This is a genomic window from Rhodococcus sp. NPDC056960 (assembly GCF_042674125.1).
Classification (GTDB): Bacteria; Actinomycetota; Actinomycetes; order Mycobacteriales; family Mycobacteriaceae; genus Rhodococcus_F.
The window spans coordinates 142394-161021 of record NZ_JBHURF010000024.1 but is presented as its reverse complement, the minus strand read 5'-3'; the positions used below and the strand labels follow the sequence as shown (position 1 = coordinate 161021).

General features: G+C 67.3%; 16 protein-coding genes and 2 tRNA genes. 5 read left to right on the top strand and 13 right to left on the bottom strand.

The annotated features are described in order from the left end of the window. Nucleotides 1-367 precede the first annotated feature (367 nt). Entirely contained in the window at nt 368-1867 is a 1500-nt protein-coding gene (locus ACFTWF_RS32870; protein ID WP_378465269.1) for a DUF222 domain-containing protein, read from the top strand. A gap of 12 nt (nt 1868-1879) precedes the next feature. On the opposite strand, the gene ACFTWF_RS32865 is transcribed toward ACFTWF_RS32870, so the two are convergent. Beyond that, complete coding sequence (locus tag ACFTWF_RS32865) at nt 1880-3337, bottom strand: sugar porter family MFS transporter (protein WP_378465268.1); 1458 nt, start codon at nt 3335-3337, stop codon at nt 1880-1882. A gap of 234 nt (nt 3338-3571) precedes the next feature. On the opposite strand from ACFTWF_RS32865, the gene ACFTWF_RS32860 reads away from it, so the two are divergent. Beyond that, on the top strand, nt 3572-4624 hold the full coding sequence (locus tag ACFTWF_RS32860; protein WP_378465267.1) for a LacI family DNA-binding transcriptional regulator: 1053 nt from the start codon (nt 3572-3574) through the stop codon (nt 4622-4624). Between the two features lie 102 nt (nt 4625-4726). Here the strand turns inward: ACFTWF_RS32860 and ACFTWF_RS32855 are convergent, their stop codons facing one another. Together ACFTWF_RS32855 and ACFTWF_RS32850 are read right to left on the bottom strand one after the other, a co-directional pair. Next, nucleotides 4727-5593 carry a sugar phosphate isomerase/epimerase family protein gene (locus ACFTWF_RS32855; RefSeq protein WP_378465266.1) on the bottom strand — a complete coding sequence of 289 codons (867 nt, stop codon included), beginning with the start codon at nt 5591-5593 and terminating at the stop codon, nt 4727-4729. A gap of 88 nt (nt 5594-5681) precedes the next feature. Further along, the gene (locus tag ACFTWF_RS32850) at nt 5682-6869 is read right to left on the bottom strand and encodes a phytanoyl-CoA dioxygenase family protein (protein WP_378465265.1); all 1188 of its coding nucleotides are present in this window, start codon (nt 6867-6869) and stop codon (nt 5682-5684) included. A 72-nt stretch (nt 6870-6941) separates the two neighbouring features. Here ACFTWF_RS32850 and ACFTWF_RS32845 point away from each other — a divergent pair, with 72 nt between their 5' ends. Continuing rightward, nucleotides 6942-7955 (top strand): LacI family DNA-binding transcriptional regulator, encoded by a 1014-nt coding sequence (locus tag ACFTWF_RS32845; RefSeq protein ID WP_378465264.1) that lies wholly within the window; start codon nt 6942-6944, stop codon nt 7953-7955. 29 nt (nt 7956-7984) lie between these two features. Here the strand turns inward: ACFTWF_RS32845 and ACFTWF_RS32840 are convergent, their stop codons facing one another. From ACFTWF_RS32840 to ACFTWF_RS32805, 8 genes are all read right to left on the bottom strand, one after another. Then, nucleotides 7985-8764, bottom strand: coding sequence for a M23 family metallopeptidase (locus ACFTWF_RS32840; protein WP_378465263.1), 780 nt, complete (start codon nt 8762-8764; stop codon nt 7985-7987). A gap of 289 nt (nt 8765-9053) precedes the next feature. Beyond that, entirely contained in the window at nt 9054-10988 is a 1935-nt protein-coding gene (locus tag ACFTWF_RS32835; protein WP_378465262.1) for a bifunctional sugar phosphate isomerase/epimerase/4-hydroxyphenylpyruvate dioxygenase family protein, read from the bottom strand. Nucleotides 10989-10995: 7 nt separating this feature from the next. After that, a complete protein-coding gene (gene aroQ / locus ACFTWF_RS32830; RefSeq protein WP_378465261.1) occupies nt 10996-11436 on the bottom strand; it encodes a type II 3-dehydroquinate dehydratase in 441 nt (146 codons plus the stop codon). A 68-nt stretch (nt 11437-11504) separates the two neighbouring features. Continuing rightward, nucleotides 11505-12785 (bottom strand): ATP-dependent Clp protease ATP-binding subunit ClpX, encoded by a 1281-nt coding sequence (gene clpX, locus ACFTWF_RS32825; protein ID WP_378465260.1) that lies wholly within the window; start codon nt 12783-12785, stop codon nt 11505-11507. A gap of 240 nt (nt 12786-13025) precedes the next feature. Beyond that, the gene (locus ACFTWF_RS32820) at nt 13026-13688 is read right to left on the bottom strand and encodes an ATP-dependent Clp protease proteolytic subunit (protein ID WP_378465259.1); all 663 of its coding nucleotides are present in this window, start codon (nt 13686-13688) and stop codon (nt 13026-13028) included. Between the two features lie 48 nt (nt 13689-13736). Then, on the bottom strand, nt 13737-14324 hold the full coding sequence (locus ACFTWF_RS32815) for an ATP-dependent Clp protease proteolytic subunit (RefSeq protein ID WP_185724667.1): 588 nt from the start codon (nt 14322-14324) through the stop codon (nt 13737-13739). 184 nt (nt 14325-14508) lie between these two features. Next, the gene (gene tig / locus ACFTWF_RS32810; RefSeq protein WP_378465258.1) at nt 14509-15903 is read right to left on the bottom strand and encodes a trigger factor; all 1395 of its coding nucleotides are present in this window, start codon (nt 15901-15903) and stop codon (nt 14509-14511) included. 62 nt (nt 15904-15965) lie between these two features. After that, nucleotides 15966-16042 (bottom strand) — tRNA-Pro (locus ACFTWF_RS32805). A gap of 139 nt (nt 16043-16181) precedes the next feature. On the opposite strand from ACFTWF_RS32805, the gene ACFTWF_RS32800 reads away from it, so the two are divergent. Both ACFTWF_RS32800 and ACFTWF_RS32795 read left to right on the top strand, forming a co-directional pair. Beyond that, nucleotides 16182-16255: transfer RNA gene (locus ACFTWF_RS32800), tRNA-Gly, on the top strand. Nucleotides 16256-16485: 230 nt separating this feature from the next. After that, the gene (locus ACFTWF_RS32795; protein ID WP_378465257.1) at nt 16486-17310 is read left to right on the top strand and encodes a DUF1542 domain-containing protein; all 825 of its coding nucleotides are present in this window, start codon (nt 16486-16488) and stop codon (nt 17308-17310) included. A 7-nt stretch (nt 17311-17317) separates the two neighbouring features. Here ACFTWF_RS32795 and ACFTWF_RS32790 read toward each other — a convergent pair whose 3' ends face one another. Together ACFTWF_RS32790 and ACFTWF_RS32785 are read right to left on the bottom strand one after the other, a co-directional pair. Beyond that, nucleotides 17318-18115, bottom strand: coding sequence for an Fpg/Nei family DNA glycosylase (locus ACFTWF_RS32790; protein ID WP_378465256.1), 798 nt, complete (start codon nt 18113-18115; stop codon nt 17318-17320). Nucleotides 18116-18121: 6 nt separating this feature from the next. Then, the gene (locus ACFTWF_RS32785) at nt 18122-18595 is read right to left on the bottom strand and encodes a ribose-5-phosphate isomerase (protein WP_378465255.1); all 474 of its coding nucleotides are present in this window, start codon (nt 18593-18595) and stop codon (nt 18122-18124) included. Nucleotides 18596-18628 lie beyond the last annotated feature (33 nt).

The following is an 18628-nucleotide window of genomic DNA, read 5'->3' as shown; positions in this document are numbered from 1 at the left end:
ATCATCGCCCACACACGGACCATGCATCCTGCGACTCTCGGAACCTGCGCCGACACACCGACAAGATCAAAATAAACGCGACTGTAGTACTAGGCGACGAACCGGGTCACGCTCTTCTTTCTGTCGTCGATGGGATGCCGTGGCGTTGGCCGAGTGCGACGACGTGTTCGTGATGGCCTGAGCGCACACAGGAGTCCCTGGACTCGTGGAGCACGCACGGTCAGCGCCGCGCCGGTGGCCGCCCCTCCCCACGGCTCCATCTCGTGCGCATCCCACTTTCACGTTAGTTATCCGCAATCTTTGCTGAAACTTGTCGGTGGCCTCCGATAGGGTCGAAGATACGTTCGATACCGGGGGGTTGAAGACAATGGGGGACAACGTTTCCAGCGTGGCGGTACTCGATGCGACGCCGCCGGGGATCGCGGCGATCGAGGGGCTGCGAACAGGCAAAGCGGTGCTGGCGCAAGCTCAGTACCGGCAAGTCGTGGCGGTGACCGAGTTCTACGATCTCTGCTGCAACGAGGACGAACGCCGCGGCATCAACCCGGCCCACTCCGGCTCCCACGCATCGGTGGAGGTCTCGGTCGCACTGGGAATGAACGAACCGGCGGTGACCGCCTGGATCGACCTCGGACTCGATCTGCGCCACCGATTGCACGGCACCCGAGACGCATTCGCGGCCGGGCAGATCGACCTGGATCAGGCACGGGTCATCGCGTCCATGCTCGCCGGCGTCAGCGCCTCGAAGTTGGCGCAACTCGAAACCGCGATCCTCGACGGACGCTCTCTACCGCCATCCAAACTGCGAGCACGCGCTCGTCGGCTCGTCGCCCGCCACGACCCCGACAGCACCGGCCACCGCACCAGACTCGCAGTCTCCGATCGCGACGTGTGGATCCGCGCCGCGGAGAATGGAATGTCGTACCTCGACGGACACCTTCCCGCCGCCGACGCCCACACCCTCGCGATGCGGTTGCGGGAGATGTCGATCCACGACGTGTGTGCCGACGACCCCCGCACTCTCCCCCAGCGACGAGCCGACGCTCTCACCGCACTGGCCGATGGCACCGGGCACCTCACGTGCCACTGCGGCCGGGAACAGTGCCCGGCCCGCGTCCCCGCGGCGGGCACGCGGCGTGCACCTCTCATTCAGGTCGTGGTCAACGCCTCGACGCTACTCGGCCTCGACGACCTTCCCGCGCACCTCGAGGGATACGGGCCGATTGATGCCGATTCCGCGCGAACATTGGCCGCCGACGGCGTCTTCCAGCGCATCGACACGCTGGCGACCGAGGGCGACGCAGGTGGGCACATCCTCGGGATCGGCCCTGTTCAGACAACTCACGGCATCCCCGCGGCCTTCGTCCGGAATGCCGCGAGCAGATCCGAACTCACGTACGCACCGGGGACGGAACTCGGCCGCCGGATCAGAGCCCGCGACGGCAACTGCCGCTTCCCCTACTGCCAGGTTCCGGCGCGACTCTGCGACATCGACCACACCACCCCATTCGACCGCGTCCATCCCGAGAACGGTGGTCTCACCGTCGAGTCGAACCTCGCGTGCCTGTGCCGGCGGCACCACCGACTGAAAACCGACGGTACGTGGACTGTCCGCCAGACCGGCGCGGGGCAACTCGAGTGGACCACACCCCGCGGCGAAACCATCCGGACCGAGCCCGAAGGGGCAGCAATCGAACTCACCCGCAACCACATCCGAGGGGCGGGGCACTCGCGTGCCCTCCAACTGCTCACCGAGCGCTCCCACAACCTGCAGGACGCGGTGTACCTGAGTGAATTGCACGGGAAGCGAGCCACACAGCACCACACACCGGTACCACCACCCGAAGGTGGCGGTACCGGTGCGTGAGAGAACGTGCACTCAGTGGGTGGCGACGGCGGCGGTGCTCCCCGCGGCGGAGGTGGCGGGCGCGCCTGCACCGAGGCGGTCTTCCAGCTCTTCGAGGCTGCGCCCCTTGGTTTCCGGGACGAATCGGTACACGAAGTACACGGAAATCAGGTTGACGAGAACGAACAGGCCGAATGTTCCGGTGGATCCGAGGACTGAGTTCAGGATCGGGAAGACGAAGGAGATGAATGCGTTGGTCGTCCAGAGCACGAATACGGCGATGCCCATGGCGAACCCGCGGATGGCCATCGGGAAGATCTCCGAGAGCAGCAGCCACACGCACGTTCCGATGAAGCACTGGACGAAGGCGACGAACACCATCATCGCGGCCAGGATGATGTAGCTGCGGCCCGTGGAGGAGGGCAGCAGGAACACGAGCGACAGTGCGGCCTGCGAGGACGCCACGCCGATAAAGCCGGTGAGCAGCATCTTGCGACGATTCACGAAGCCCAGCAGGATGATTCCGAGAATCGTCATGACCACCGAGGTGACACCGACCGCGATGGTGGCCACGAGTGACGCACTGACGCCCAGCCCGCTCTGCTCGAGGATCGTCGGTGCGTAGTAGTTGACCGTGTTGATGCCCGTCGCCTGCTGCACGATGGCCAGACCGCAGCCGATCCAGAGGATCCGGCGCATCCAGGGGTAGTCGCGCAGGTAGTGGACGGCGCCGCTGACCTTCGAGTTCCGGTCGCGGGCGGCGTGGAAACTGATGCTGGCGTACTCGTCGGCGGCCTCCGACTCGCTGCGGCTCATCTCGAGGGTGCGGCGGGTGTCGGCGAGGCGGCCCCTCGACGCGTACCAGCGCGGCGAATCCGGAAGCGCGAGCATGCCGAGCAGCAGCAGAACCGCGGGGACCGAGGCGATGGCCAGCATGTACCGCCACACGGTCGGGTCTTCGATGAGGTGATCGAGCAGCGCGTTGATCGAGAAGGCGAGCATCTGACCGGTGACGATCATCAGTTCGTTGATGGTCACCATCCGGCCGCGCCTCTCCACCGGGGCCATCTCCGCCAGGTAGAGCGGGCAGGTGACGGCGGCGGCACCCACACCGAGACCCAGAATGATTCTGGCCAGCACCATGACCTCGACGTCGGGGGCCATCGCACACCCGAGGGCGCCGACGAGGAACAGGCCCGCGCAGACGAGCAACGTGCGCTTGCGGCCGAGTGCGTCGGACAACCGACCACCCAGCAGCGCGCCGACGGCGGCGCCGGGGAAGAGCAGCGAACTCACGACGGTGGCCTCGCCGACCGCGCTGAGGTTCAGCTCGTCCTTCATGTAGAGCAGCGCCCCGGAGATCACCCCGGTGTCGTAGCCGAACAGCAGACCTCCGAGCGTGGAGATGACGGTGAGCTTCGTCAGGAAACGTTTGTGACTGCGCTCGTTCCGCGCGGCGCCGCCGCTTCCGCGTGTACTGGTTGTCGACATCAGGTGTGGCCTTTCTGGGAATGCTCACGCATCGCGACACGGACGATCGGTTCACGTATCGCTCTCGCCCGAATGCGCTCGGCTCGATGCAGCCGACGAGGCGTTCTCTCCTGGACTAAAGCGCTTCACTAACGCGCTTCAGTTGTCTACTATGAGGTGAATCACAGAAAGTGTCAAGGGCGAGGTCGCGACAGTGCAGAGCACTCCCCGAGGACACGAGCGAGGGAGATCGAGATGCTCGACGAGCGACTCGCGGCGCACGAGGGTGCGGAGCGGCTGCCGGCAGGACTGCATCGGCGGCCCACGATGGCCGACGTCGCGACCCGGGCCGGTGTGTCGCGCACCCTGGTGTCCCTGATCTTCAGCGACAAACCGGGGGCCTCCGACGAGACCCGCGACCGCGTCCTCCGCGCCGCGGACGAACTCGGCTACCGACTCGACCGGGCGGCCCGCATGCTCGCCCGCGGCCGCAGTCGCACCCTCGGCGTGCTCATCGACGTCCACCAGACGTTCCAGGCCGACTTGATCGGCACGATCTACGCCGAGGCGGAGGCCACCGGATACGAGGTGCTGCTCTCCGCGAGCGCGCCTACCCGGGACGAGCACAAGGCGATCGAAGCGCTGCTCAGTCACCGGTGCGAGGGCCTGATCCTGCTCGGACCGCACTCCGGCGCGGAGTATCTGCGCACGCTCGCGGACCGCGCCGTCGTCACCGTCGTCGGTCGCGCGCTCCCCTACACCGCGGTCGACACCGTCCGGACCGCGGACGCCAAGGGCATCCGGAAGTCCGTGGACCACCTGGTCGGCCTGGGGCACCGCGAGATCGTCCACGTCGACGGCGGCGCCGACCCGGGATCACCCGAGCGTCGTCGCGCGTACCTCGCGGCGATGCGCAAGCACGATCTCGCCGACCACATCCGCGTCGTCCCCGGTCGGCACACCGAGGAGGCCGGTATCGCCGCCGCGAACACCCTGTTGTCCGAGGACCACCTGCCCACTGCCGTGCTCGCGGGCAACGACCGGTGCGCCATCGGACTCCTGGACGTGTTCACCCGTGCCCACGTCGACGTGCCGGGCGACATCTCGATCGTCGGGTACGACGACAGCCACCTGGCCCAGTTGTCGCGGATCGACCTCACCACGGTGCGGCAGGACACCGCCGGGTTGGCGCGGCACGCCGTGCAGTTCGCCGTCGGCCGACTCGAGGACGACGACCTCGACCCCCTGGACTTCGTGATCGAGCCCCGTCTGGTGGTGCGCGGCACCACCGGTCCGGCCCGCGCGTAGCCGCACGCGGGCCGGCTCCGGGATCAGCGCATCGGCAACCCGGCCGCCCCGTACACGTCGTCGATCATCGTCATGTTCGCGAGCGAGTCGTCGGCAACGGTGTCACTGCGCGATGCTCTTCAGGTATTCGACGCTCCGGACGACGTCGCGGACGGGGCCCTCGTCCGCGGGCGCGGATTCGAGGATCGTGTCCTGTTCGAGGACGTACCAGCCGTCGTAGCCCTGCTTCTGCAACCGCGCGACCACCCCGGCGATGTCGACGTCCCCGGTGCCGAGGGGCGTGTACATTCCCTGCGCGACGGCTTCCGTGTAGGTGAGTTCACCGGCCCGGACCCGCCCGAGGAGCGCCGCGTCGACGTCCTTGAGATGTGCGTGGGCGATCCGCTCGGGGGCCGACGAGACGAGGTCGAGCGGGTCGGTGCCACCGATCAGCAGGTGCCCGGTGTCCAGGCACAGCGGGATCGACGATCCGTCGAGAATGCGGTCCACCTCGGCGCGGTTCTCGATCATCGTCCCCACGTGGGGGTGGATCACCGCGCGGAGGCCCCGGTCGGCGGCGGCGGACGACAGACGGTCGAGGTTGTGCAGCAACGTCTTCCACCCCGCATCGTCGAGCTCCGGTCGCGAATCGTAGCCGACGGCTCCCGTCACCGCCGCCAGGACGATCACGTCCGACTTCGACGCGACGAGCGCGTCGAGCGCCCCGCCGGCGGCGGCGACCACGTCGTGATCCGGATCGTGCAGCAGTACGGGCACGAACCCGCCGACGGCCGTCAGGTCGTAGCGGGCGAGGGTGTCCGTCAGCTCGTGCGGATCCGACGGGAGGAACCCGTCGGGGCCGAGTTCGGTGGCGGCGAGACCGGCATCGCGCATCTCGGTGAGGACCCGGTGGGGATCGAGCTGGTGACCCCAGCCCTCCACCTCACACACTCCCCACGAAATGGGCGCACCTGCAAGTCGAATCGTCATCGTGTTTTGCATCCAATCGCACCGGACGGTGCCGTTGTAGTGACCGTGTGGCCGCCTCGGCGACCTCGAGAGCCCGCGAGGAGCCCACTCACGGCTGCCGCCGTGCCGTCTGTGCACTCAGACGTTCGGCGAGCACGGCGGGGTCGGCGTTCTCCTGCAACGCTTCCCACACTGTGTCGACCTGGGTGGCCGGCGCCAGACTGTGCACGGGCTGGTCGTGGTCGAGGTTGGTGGGGAACGGGTAGCACTCGGCCGTCGCGACGACGGCGTTGCGAAGAGTGCGCGCGCTCGCCCCGGCGCTCTGCCGGGCCAGCAACGTCGGATACACGGCATTCGACATGGCCTCCCGATCGAGCACCTCCATCGCCCTGCCGAACGGCGACGAGACCTGCAGCAGATTGGCCATCCGCCTGATCTGCTCCGAGCGGTTGTGGCCTGCCCCGTGGTAGAGCGCCGGGTTGAAGAACACCGCGTCACCCTTCCGGAGCGGCAGCTGCACATGGCTGTCCCGGAAGTACTCGACGAACTCCGGGCGGGAGAACGCCACGTACCCCGGCTCGAACTGGTGCGAGTACGGCAGGTACAGAGTGGGTCCGCTCTCGACGGGCATGTCGCGATGCGCCACCGCACCCTGCAGCGTCAGGGCCGCCGACATCCGGTGCAGGTGCGCCGGGTACGCGGTCAGCTCGTGCGGGGGAACGATGCCGAGGTGGTAGTCGCGATGCGGCACCTGCGCGGTGCCGCCGGGATTGACGACGTTGACCTGGGACGTCACCTGATACAGCGGCCCCAGCCAGCTCTGGCAGATCAGCGCGAGAATGTCGTTCGCGTAGTAGTCGGCGAATACGTCGGGGGCGCTCAGCGCCAGCTTCTGGGCAGCGTTCCAGATGCGGTCGTTCGCGCCCGGCTTGCCGAAGTGGTCGCCCGCCACCCCTCCGGACTCGCGCTGCCGGGCGATGAGGTGGTCGAACTGTTCGGTGGCGCGATCCAGGACGGACACGTCTCCGAAAGCGTTGCGGAACACCACGATCCCGGGTCCGCCGGTGAGCGCGCGCACGAGTTCGGTCTGCACGGTGCGGCGTGAATCCTCGTCGGCGAGGTGCGGAATCAGCGCGTCGCTGCTGTAGAGCAGGACATTCTGCTCCACGGAATGCGCGAAGGGGTAGTCGGCGAGATCCGTCGCGCGGTCGACGGACACCCGGAAGGCGTCGAGTTCGCAGTCCGAGTCGCGGATCCACTCACGCCGTCCGGTCGGCGAAGAAGTCGTCATGGGCATGGAGATAGTCTTACGGTGATCTGAGCCGCAGACAACACCAGAAACCCATCATTTTCACCTCAGGAGTCGGCCGTGAAGCACCGCTACAAAGTGCGCGAGATCGCCCAGCAGTCCGGACTCAGCGAGGCAACCGTCGACCGCGTGCTCCACGAGCGACCGGGCGTGCGCGAGTCGACGAAAGCCGAAGTCCATCAGGCGATTCTCGACCTCGACAAGCAGCGCACACAGTTGAAGCTGAGCGGACGGAAATTCCTCGTCGACGTCGTCATGCAGACGCCCGCTCGCTTCTCCACCGCGTTCCGCGCGGCCATCGAGGCGGAACTGCCGGCACTCGCCCCCGCCGTCGTGCGCTCGCGGTTCCATTTCCGGCAGACCGGGTCCATCCCCGCGATGGTGGAGACCCTCGACCGGATCTCCGTCCGCGGGTCGCAGGGCGTGATCGTGAAGGCCCCCGATTCCGTCGAGGTCGTCGAGGCCATCGACCGGCTCACCGCGGCCGGGATCCCGGTGGTCACCTATGCCACCGACGTACCGGGGAGCACCCGCGCCGGCTACGTCGGCATCGACAACAGGGCCGCGGGCGCAACGGCCGCGTACCTCGTCGACCAATGGCTCGGCGACACCCCGTCGGCCGTGCTGATCACCCTCAGCAGCAACGCCTTCCGGGGCGAGGAGGAACGAGAGATGGGGTTCCGCGCCGCGCTGCGGACCTTCGGAACCGACCGACCGGTGATCGACATCGCGGAGAGCGACGGACTCGACGCGACCATCGAGAGCCTCGTGCTGGCGGCGCTCGACCGGCACCCCGACATCGCCGCCGTCTACTCGATCGGCGGCGGGAACGTGGCCACGGCCCGCGCGTTCGAGCGCACCGGGCGCACGTGCCGCGTGTTCATCGCCCACGACCTCGACGAGGACAACACGCGACTGCTGCGGTCCGGCACACTGTCCGCCGTGCTGCACCACGACCTGCGGGCCGACGCCCACCTGGCCTGCCGCATGCTCCTGCAGGCACGGGGCGCGCTCGGGGAGGTCGCGACCGCGGCCTCCCCGATCCGGGTGGTCACCCCGTACAACCAACCCTGACGGCGCGAGGTCAGCGGCGCGGTAGGCGCCTAGCCGCCCTGCCCCTGCGGGACGGGCACCCCACGCGACTGGAGCCAGCCCGCCGGATCGATCTTGGTTCCGTTCGCCGTCCACACCTCGTAATGCAGGTGGGGCCCGGTCGACTGACCGCGGTTGCCCATGGTGGCGATCTGGTCGCCCGCCCGGACCTGCTGCCCGACCGACACCAGCGATTGGTCGATGTGACCGAACACGCCGATGGTGCCGTCGTCCTGCTGCAGGCGGACCCAGAGCCCGAATCCCGAGGCCGGACCGGTCTCGATCACGATACCGTTGGTGACGGCCCTGATCGGGGTGCCGATGGAGTTGGCGATGTCGATGCCGTTGTGGCTCGTGCCCCAGCGGGCACCGAAGCCCGATGTGAAGGTGCCATCGGTCGGGAACAGCACCGCAGGTCGACGCGCCGCTTCCTCGGCGGCGGCTTGAACACGTGCAGCCTGTTCGGCCGCCTCCCGGGCCAGGCGCTCGACCTCGGCCTTCTGCGCCGCGAGCCGCTCGACCTCACGCTCGGCGGCGCGCTGGAGTTGGTCGGTGTGGTCGGTCAGTTCGGGGCGGGCAACCTGCAGGAACTGCGGCGGCGGCGTGAGCGACACACCGGTCTCGGTGGATGCGTGCGCAACCTCTCCGGTGGCAGCGGAGGCGATGGCGCCGGACACTAGCAGCGCGGCAGCCGCCAGCGTGGTCACCACGACGTGCCGGCGGTCGGACTTCGCAGAACGGGAACGCCGGGCGTGCCGGGCCTGCGGGACGGTGTTCGCGTGTAGAGCCAAAACCACATTCCTCTGTCGAGTTCGAGACTGATAACGAAACGGTCACGGTTTCGACACAGATTAGTACGTATTGGCGAGAAACCGACGTGTCGCATTGATGCCGAGGCAGTCGGATGCGGTAGAAGGCCGGATTCTTCGACCCCATCAGTCACATGCACCCCGGGAGGGCGCATCGACGTCAGCAGTCACGCCTCGGACGTGTCCGAAGTCACTTTCTCCGCGCTCGATGGAAAGACGAGGGCGCCCGTGGTCCGTGACCACGGGCGCCGTTGCCGTTCGGGTCGACTGCTCAGCCGGCCGCCCGCAGTTGGGCAGCCAGGCGCATCGCGGAGTTCGCGTCCCCGTAGCCCTCGTAGCCGCCGACGCGCTGCACCACCTCGAAGAACAGGTCGGCGCCCACCGTCTGGGTGAACAGGTGGAAGAACTCGCCGTGGGCGTCGGCGTCGTACATGATTCCGGAACCGCTCATCCGGTCCAGGAGTTCGCGGGAGAGACCGAAGCGGGCCTCGAGGTCGTCGTAATAGTTCGGCGAGATCACCAGGGGCTCGAACCCGTTGGACTGCATGGTCGCCGCCGCGGTGAAGATGTCCGTGCACGAGAACGCGACGTGACTGATGCCGCCCCGGCGCGCCGCGGCGATGTGGGAGTTCCCCGACACCGCCCCCGGCACCATGTTGAGGGAGATCCGCAGCGGACGGTCGACGCCGTCGGCGCCGGTCTGATCCATCGTCAGCGCCTGACTGCGCATCATTCCGACCGCGTCGGTGACGTCGAGTCCCTCGTGTGGCGCCATCGCGAACACCGAACGGAGCAGCAGCATGATGCCGTCCCAGGTGTCGGACGGCACGGCGAGCGCCACGTGGTCGACCCCGGTGAACACGGGAACCTCGTCCTGCCAGCGCGATTCCGTCGGATACAGCTCGAACGCCGACTGCCACGACGCCGCGCTGCCCGGACCGCGCAGATCCAGCGACGTTGCATCGGTGATCTTCAGACGCACCACATCGGATTCGGGGGCGGTGTCCACACCGGGCAACAGGACCTCGTGCACCGGGACCTCGAGCGCAGCGGCGCGCTCCCCCCACGCGTCGGGATCGCTCGAGCGGATACCGATCTGGGTGAGCACCGGGAGGTGCGCAGGCAGACCCGGAGCAGTCCACACCGTGCCGGCAGTGGCGTCGACGACGATGGTCATCCGGCCGTGCCGCCACAACTGGAGGTCGTGGCTGCGGTGGCGGCCCACCAGACGGAATCCGATGTGCTGCAACGCTTGCCGGAGGTCGGAATCCTTTCCGGGACCGGCCGCGAGCCGCAGCGACACGATGCCCTCGAGCGGCGCGCGCGGTGGCGGCTCGAACAGCGCCAGACCGCGACCGGTGTCCTCACCGTGCTCGGCCTGAACCCGCGCCACCTCCTCCTGGAGGTACAGCAGCGACCGGTGCGCGTCGGCGGCCGTGCGTCCGGTGGACGACTGCCGGAACGTGTCGTTGAAGATCTCCAGCGACCACGGTCCCGTGTATCCGGCCGCCTGCACGTGGGCGCCGAACGTTGCGAGATCGAAGTTGCCCTGCCCCGGGAAGTTCCGGTGATGCCTGCTCCACTGCAGGATGTCCATCGACATCCGGGGCGCGTCGGCGAGCTGGAGGAAGAAGATCTTCTCCCCCGGGATGTCGCGGATCCCGGACGGGTCGTCGCCGCGGGACAGGATGTGGAAGCTGTCGAGGCAGGTGCCGAGGGCGGGATGATCGGCGTCCTGCACGATCTTCCACGCGTGGCGGTACGTGTTGACGTGCGTGCCCCAGGCCAGCGCCTCGTACGCGATGCGGAGCCCCCGGCTGTGTGCGCGCTCGGCGAGAGTGTAGAGCTGCTCGGTGAGCCGGGCGTCGTCCCGCACCGCCTCGGGCAGCGGCGAGGAGCACACCAGCAGCGTGTCGCAGCCGAGCTGCTCCATGATGTCGAACTTGCGCTCGGCACGGATCAGGTTGCGCGCGAACGTCGCGTCGTCCGCGGAATCCAGATCGCGGAACGGCTGATACAGATCGAGGGTGAGGCCGAGATCCGCTGCGCGGGAGGCCAGCTCACGCGGCGACCACGGCGAGCTCACGAAATCGGGTTCGAACACCTCGAATCCGTCGAACCCGGCCGCCGCGATCGCGGTGACCTTCTCCTCCAGCGATCCGCTCAAGGACACCGTGGCAACGCTCGTACGAACCTGTCGTCCCATGGCGGCGTCAGCCCTTGGTGCAGATGAAGTCGACGGCCAGCGCATAGCCGAGGATGCCGAGCCCGGCGATCACACCGGTCGCGACTCCGGACACGTAGGAGTGGTGCCGGAACTCCTCACGGGCGTGCACGTTGCTGATGTGCACCTCGACGAGGGGCACCTCGAGCGTGACGAGGGCGTCGCGCAACGCCACCGACGTGTGCGTGAAGCCGCCGGGGTTGATCACGACGCCCGACGCCGTGGTCCGGGCCTCGTGCACCCAGTCGATCAGATGGCCCTCGTGATTGGACTGCCGCGCGACGATCTCACGGCCCGCCTTCGCGGCGGAGGCACGGCACAGCTCCACGACGTCGTCGAGCGTCTCCCGCCCGTACACCTCGGGCTGCCGTTGACCCAGCAGATTCAGGTTGGGGCCGTTGAGAACAAAGATCGGTCCGGGAGCGGTCATCGCGCGCATTACCTCCATTTGTACGAACTAGTGAGTTAGTTCGCACCCAGGATACAGCGCGCCCCCGGCTAGGCGGACTTGTCCCGGCGTTCTCCCCGCTCCGGCTTCCGCGGAACGATGGTCGGGAGCACGTTGTCGTTGACCGTTTCGGCGCTGACCACGACCTTCTCGACGTCGTCACGGCTCGGGATGTCGTACATGACCGGCAGGAGGACTTCTTCCATGATCGCGCGCAGTCCACGAGCACCGGTGCCGCGGAGGATCGCCTGATCGGCGATGGCCTCGAGCGCGTCCGTGGTGAACTCCAACTCCACGCCGTCCATGTCGAACAACCGGTTGTATTGCTTGACCAGCGCGTTCTTCGGCTCGGACAGGATCTGGACCAGCGACTCCTTGTCGAGGGTGGTCACCGACGCCACGACGGGCAGACGACCGATGAACTCGGGAATGAGCCCGAACTTGATCAGGTCTTCCGGCATGACCTCAGCGAAGTGGTCCTGCGTGTCGATCTCCGCCTTGGACCGCACCTCGGCACCGAAACCGATGCCGCGCTTGCCCACCCGATCGGACACGATCCGCTCGAGACCGGCGAACGCGCCCGCCACGATGAACAGGACGTTCGTGGTGTCGATCTGGATGAACTCCTGGTGCGGGTGCTTGCGGCCACCCTGCGGCGGCACGCTGGCCTGGGTGCCCTCGAGGATCTTGAGCAGCGCCTGCTGCACACCCTCACCGGACACGTCACGCGTGATCGACGGGTTCTCGCTCTTGCGAGCGATCTTGTCGACCTCGTCGATGTAGATGATGCCGGTCTCGGCGCGCTTGACGTCGTAGTCCGCGGCCTGGATGAGCTTGAGGAGAATGTTCTCGACGTCCTCACCGACGTAACCGGCCTCGGTGAGCGCCGTCGCGTCGGCGATCGCGAACGGAACGTTGAGCATCTTCGCGAGCGTCTGGGCAAGGTAGGTCTTGCCGCAGCCCGTGGGACCGAGCATCAGGATGTTCGACTTGGCCAGCTCGACCGTTTCGCCCCGCGCGTCACGGCCCTTGTCACCGGCCTGGATGCGCTTGTAATGGTTGTAGACCGCAACGGCGAGAGTTCGCTTGGCGGCGTCCTGGCCGATCACGTAGTTCTCGAGGAAATCCCGGATCTCGGCCGGCTTCGGCAGCTCGTCGAGCTTCACCTCGCTGGACTCGGCCAGCTCCTCTTCGATGATCTCGTTGCACAGGTCGATGCACTCGTCGCAGATGTACACCCCAGGCCCAGCAATGAGCTTCTTGACCTGCTTCTGGCTCTTACCGCAGAAAGAGCACTTGAGCAGATCCCCGCCGTCACCGATGCGTGCCATCTCGTCAGGTCCCTACTTCCTTCGTCTACGTGCAACCATCGAAACCGATCCCACGCCCAGCGCGCACCGACCGAAAACGAAAGCCCGTTATGTGACCGTACCCGCAGATCGCGAGCGAGGTCGACTGGTTGTCGGTGATTCGCTCACCGAAATTCGGGAAGGCCAGCCTTGCCGATCCCGCACCCGGCTCGCGGCAACTGCGCCGTCACGGCGTGTCGCCCGAGCCGGGGCGGCAGGAAATCACTTCTGGGCGCTGAGTTTGCGGTACTCGAGCACGTCGTCGATGATTCCGTAATCCTTGGCCTCTGCGGCTGTGAGGATCTTGTCGCGATCGGTGTCCTTGCGGATCACGTCGGCGTCCCTGCCGGTGTGCTTCGCGAGGGTCGTCTCCATCAGGCGACGCATTCGCTCGATCTCGGCGGCCTGGATCTCGAGGTCGGAGACCTGACCCTGGATGCCGCCGGTGGCCGGCTGGTGGATGAGGACACGAGCGTTCGGCAGGGCGAGACGCTTGCCGGGGGTACCGGCCGCGAGCAGCACCGCGGCGGCCGAGGCCGCCTGGCCGAGGCACACCGTCGTGATGTCGGCGCGCACGTACTGCATGGTGTCGTAGATCGCCATCAGGGAGGTGAAGGAACCACCCGGCGAGTTGATGTACATGGTGATGTCGCGGTCGGGGTCCAGCGACTCGAGGACGAGCAGCTGAGCCATCACGTCGTTGGCCGACGCGTCGTCCACCTGCACGCCGAGGAAGATGATGCGCTCCTCGAACAGCTTGTTGTACGGGTTGGACTCCTTGACGCCGTAGCTCGAGTGCTCGATGAACGACGGCAGGATGTAGCGCGACTGGGGGCCTGCAGGCGCCTGGCCTCCCAGGCTGCGGGGATCGAACAGGTTGGTCATCAGTTCTCCAAAGGATGAGTGGGAGCGGTCAGTGAGGAAGCCGGGCTGCTACTGCCCGGTCCCGCCCGCCTGCGCCGCGCGGGAGACGACGTGGTCGACGAAACCGTATTCGAGAGCCTGCTGTGCGGTGAACCAGCGGTCGCGGTCGGAGTCGGCGGTGATCTGCTCGACCGTCTGACCGGTGTGCTCGGCGATCAGCTCGGCCATTTCGCGCTTGGTGTGCGCGAACTGCTCGGCCATGATCGCGATGTCACTTGCGGTACCACCGATTCCGGCGGACGGCTGGTGCATCATGATCCGCGCGTGCGGCAGCGCGTACCGCTTGCCCTTGGTCCCGGCGGAGAGCAGGAACTGGCCCATCGACGCGGCCAGGCCCATTCCGAACGTCGCGACGTCGCACTCGGCGAACTGCATCGTGTCGAAAATCGCCATACCGGCGCTGACCGAACCGCCGGGCGAGTTGATGTAGAGGGAGATGTCCCGGCTGGGATCCTCTGCCGACAGCAGCAGGATCTGAGCGCACAGCTTGTTCGCGATGTCGTCGTCGACCTGGGTACCGAGGAAGATGATGCGCTCGCGCAGCAGGCGCTCGTACACCGAGTCGCTGAGGTTCAACCCAGCGGTGGCTGAAGTCATGGCGGGACTCTGCAAAGTCTCCAGGTGATTGGAAGTCACGGTACCTGCCTTCTCCGTAAATCGTTGATTGCTGACACAGACACTAACGAAGTAGGGCGGCACCGGAGTCCCGGTGCCGCCCTACTTCGCTCAAAGCGGAAAACATCTCACAGCAGAACGCGAGGAAAACACCCCGCGACCAGCATTACTTCTGGTCTTCGCCCTCGGCGGAATCCGGCGTGACCTCGTCCGTGGACGCGGCCTCGCCGGTCTCGGCCTCGCCGTTGCCGAACAGCTCGGCGGTGTCGACGGAGGCACCCGAGGTGTCGGTGACGGTGGCCTGCTCCACGACACCGGCGAGAGCCTTGCCGCGACGCACGTCCGCGAAGACGGCGCCGAGCTGACCGGCCTGCTGGATCTGCTGGATGAACTGCTCCGGTGCCATGCCGTAGCGCTGCGCCTGGAACAGGATGCGCTCGGTGAGCTCGTCCTGGCCGACGGTGACGTCGGAGGCGTCGGCGATGGCGTCCAGCAGCAGCTGGGTCTTCACCGAGCGCTCGGCGCTCTCCTTGGCGTCCTTGTCGAACTCGTCACGGCTCGTGCCCTGCTCCTCGAGGAGCTTGTTCAGCGCTTCCTCGTCGTGGTCGAGGCCGTGCACGGCGTCGTGCAGGGCAGCGTCGACCTCGGCCTTGACGACGGCCTCGGGCAGCGGGACCTCGACGGTCTCGAGCAGGGTCTCGAGGACCTTGTCGCGGATCTGACCGGCCTGCTCGACCTTGCGGACGCGTCCGACGCGCTCACGCAGGTCGGCCTTCAGCTCGTCCAGGGTGTCGAACTCACTGGCCAGCTGTGCGAACTCGTCGTCCTCGGCAGGCAGCTCACGCTCCTTGACGGTGCCGACGGTGACGGTGACGACAGCTTCCTTGCCCGCGTGGTCACCGGCGACGAGCGTCGAGGTGAACTCCTTGGACTCGCCGGCCTTGACGCCGACGACGGCCTCGTCGAGACCCTCGATGAGCTGGCCCGAACCGACCTCGTGCGACAGACCGCTCGCGGTGGCCTCGGGAACTGCCTCACCGTCGACGGTGGCCGACAGATCGATGGAGATGAAGTCTCCGTCCTCGACCGCACGCTCGACACCGGTGAGGGTGCCGAACCGCTGACGCAGCGACAGGAGCTGCTCCTCGACGGCTTCGTCGGTGATCTCGATCGGATCGACCGTGACGCTCAGTTCGCTGTAGTCGGGCAGCGTGATCTCGGGGCGGACGTCGACCTCGGCGGTGAACTCCAGGAGTTCGCCGTCCTCGATCTTCGTGATCTCGATCTCGGGCTGTCCGATCGCCTTCACCGAGGCGCTGGTGACGGCCTCGGAGTAGCGGGACGGGAGTGCGTCGTTGACGACCTGCTCCAGGACGGCGCCACGACCGACACGAGCTTCGAGCAACTTGGCCGGTGCCTTGCCCGGACGGAAGCCGGGGAGACGGATCTGTTGCGCGAGGGCCTTGTAGGCCTTGTCGAAATCAGGCTTGAGCTCCTCGAAGGGCACCTCAACGTTGATACGGACTCGCGTCGGGCTGAGCTGCTCGACGGTGCTCTTCACGGACTGGCTCCTTCGTGTGGTCGTGCTCTTTTACTGTGCGGCAGTTGCCTGCCCTGTGGTTCTGGTCGGGGTGACAGGATTTGAACCTGCGACCCTCCGCTCCCAAAGCGGATGCGCTACCAAGCTGCGCTACACCCCGGTCGAAGCCGGCTCTCGCCAACCTCGCGAGGACCCGAGGAAGAATCCTACGGCCCCCCGATTATGAAATCCAAAGCGAGGTTGGGTACAGTCTGACATCGCAGACGACATGCATGGCGATCCCAGGTAGTCGTATGCACGGGGATGTAGCTCAATGGTAGAGCCTCAGTCTTCCAAACTGATTACGCGGGTTCGATTCCCGTCATCCCCTCCACACAGGAGCGTTCCCACCCCGGGGAACGCTCCTTTTTTGTCGCGTCACGCCGACGTCGCGCACCCGGGTGCTATGACATGCATCACAGCCGTGGCAGACTTCCCTCGCACCGCTCCCGGCCCGGCCCCTCCCCCGTTCGCCGAGCGCGTAACCCGGATTTCGATCAGTACTCTGGGAGATGTCCGATTTGTCCCCTACTCGTGGCTGTCGCGCAGTCACTGGAGGCCACCGTGGAACTGCTACTCATTCTCGTGATCGTGGCGGCGGTCGCCTTCCTGGTGGTGAAGAGCCGCAGCAACCGGGCCGGGCACACCGCGAACCAACTCGAGGACGCGAAGGCGGACGCGCGACAGGCGATCGAACGGCTCGGCGGGCAGGTGTACAGCCTCACCGGGTCCGACACCGCGTCCCAGCAGGCCCTCGCCGACGCGTCCGAGCGCTACACCGCCGCCGGCTCCCAGATCGATCAGGCGGCGACCCCGGTCCAGGCGCGGCTCGCCAAGCAGACGGCGCTCGAGGGTCTCTACTACATTCGCGCCGCCCGGACGGCGATGGGCATGGACCCCGGCCCGGAGATTCCGACGATCGACGGCCAGAAGTCCGCGGGCGAGGTCACCGAGGACCGCGAGGTCGAGTTCGAGGGGCGGCAGGTCGCGGCCTCGCCGAGCCCGTCGTCGAGGACGCCCAACTACTACCCGGGTGGCCGCGTCGCGGGACGCCCGGTTCCCGCCGGCTGGTACTCCGAACCGTGGTGGAAGCCCGCTCTCGTGGCCGGCGCGTGGGGCCTCGGTTCGATGTTCCTGTTCTCGGCGATGTTCTCCGGGATGGCAGGTGTGCCGTACGACGCACAGGGCTTCGAGAGCGGTGCGGGTGACGCGGCACAGGACTCCGGTGACGCGGGCGGCGACGCCGGTGGGGACGGCGGAGACGGTGGCGATACCGGTGGAGATGCCGGCAGCGACATGGGCGGGGACGCAGGCGGCGACGGTGGCGGATTCGACTTCGGCGGCGGTGACGGCGGCGGATTCGACTTCGGCGGCGGCTTCGACTTCTAGCGGACCGTCAGGCGGGCTGGCAGCCCGGGCACCAGAACAGGTTGCGGCCCTTCATGACCGAATGAGCGATCGGGGTGCCGCACACCCGGCAGGGTGACCCGGCCCGCCGATAGACGTAGGTCCGGGGACGGTCCTTCGCGTACGGGGGATCGCCGTGGTCGTCCTCGGGACGGACTACGTGCATCTTGCCGCGGCGTACCCCGACCTTCATCAGCGCGACGAGGTCGGCCCACAGCGCGTCCCACTCGGCGCGCGACACCGACCGACCGGGCCGGTCGGGGTTGATCCGGTGCCTGAACAGGACCTCCGCCCGGTACACGTTGCCGATGCCCGCGATCACGGCCTGATCCATCAGCAGTGCCCCGATCGGGGTCTTCGACGCCGAGATGCGTGTCCACGCCTTCTCGGGGTCGGCGTCTTTCCGCAGCGGGTCCGGTCCGAGGCGCGCCTCGATAGCCGCGACCTGCGGCGGATGGAGAACCTCGCAAGCGGTGGGGCCGCGGAGGTCGGTGCCGAATTCTGCGCCGACCATCCGCATCCGGACCTGCCCGACCGGCGGTTCCATCGGGACCGCCGATTCCGTGAACGCTCCGTACAGGCCGAGATGGACGTGCACCACGAGCCCGGATTCGTAGTGGTGCCACAGGTGCTTACCCCAGGCCTCGGACCTGATCAGGACGCGGCCGTCGACGAGCGCCGCGTCCTCGGCGAATCTGCCCTGCGGACTCAGCACCCGCACCGGCGCACCGGCGAACCGGCGTTGATGCAGCCGGGCCAGCCGGTGCAGGGTGTGACCTTCGGGCAACGGCGATCAGGCCTCGGGCAGGACCGGTGCGACGCCGGTCTTCTCGAACTCGGACAGGATGTCGATGCGACGCTGGTGACGCTCCTCGTTCGACCACTCGGCAGCGAGGAAGGCGTCGACGATCGCGAGGGACTCCTCGAGGGAGTGCATGCGACCGCCGAGCCCGATGAGCTGAGCGTTGTTGTGCTGGCGGGCGAGCTGCGCCGTCTCGACGCTCCACGCCAGGGCACATCGCGCGCCCTTCACCTTGTTCGCTGCGATCTGCTCGCCGTTACCGCTGCCGCCGAGGACGATGCCGAGGCTGCCCTCGTCGGCGACGACACGGCGTGCCGTCTCGATGCAGAAGGCGGGGTAGTCGTCGAGGGCGTCGTAGACATGAGCACCGCAGTCGACGGTCTCGTGGCCTGCGGCCTTCAGGTGTTCGATGATCTCGTTCTTACGTTCGAATCCGGCATGGTCGGCACCCAGGTATACGCGCATGACTGGTGATTCTGTCAGGCGTCGTCGCGAATC

Coding starts and splice junctions, on each gene's coding strand:
- ACFTWF_RS32860 (WP_378465267.1), top strand. CDS start 3,572: ATGCTCGACGAGCGACTCGCGGCGCACGAGGGTGCGGAGCGGCTGCCG.
- ACFTWF_RS32850 (WP_378465265.1), bottom strand. CDS start 6,869: ATGCCCATGACGACTTCTTCGCCGACCGGACGGCGTGAGTGGATCCGC.
- ACFTWF_RS32865 (WP_378465268.1), bottom strand. CDS start 3,337: ATGTCGACAACCAGTACACGCGGAAGCGGCGGCGCCGCGCGGAACGAG.
- ACFTWF_RS32815 (WP_185724667.1), bottom strand. CDS start 14,324: ATGACTTCAGCCACCGCTGGGTTGAACCTCAGCGACTCGGTGTACGAG.
- ACFTWF_RS32855 (WP_378465266.1), bottom strand. CDS start 5,593: ATGACGATTCGACTTGCAGGTGCGCCCATTTCGTGGGGAGTGTGTGAG.
- ACFTWF_RS32785 (WP_378465255.1), bottom strand. CDS start 18,595: ATGCGCGTATACCTGGGTGCCGACCATGCCGGATTCGAACGTAAGAAC.
- ACFTWF_RS32820 (WP_378465259.1), bottom strand. CDS start 13,688: ATGACCAACCTGTTCGATCCCCGCAGCCTGGGAGGCCAGGCGCCTGCA.
- ACFTWF_RS32870 (WP_378465269.1), top strand. CDS start 368: ATGGGGGACAACGTTTCCAGCGTGGCGGTACTCGATGCGACGCCGCCG.
- aroQ (WP_378465261.1), bottom strand. CDS start 11,436: ATGACCGCTCCCGGACCGATCTTTGTTCTCAACGGCCCCAACCTGAAT.
- clpX (WP_378465260.1), bottom strand. CDS start 12,785: ATGGCACGCATCGGTGACGGCGGGGATCTGCTCAAGTGCTCTTTCTGC.
- ACFTWF_RS32835 (WP_378465262.1), bottom strand. CDS start 10,988: ATGGGACGACAGGTTCGTACGAGCGTTGCCACGGTGTCCTTGAGCGGA.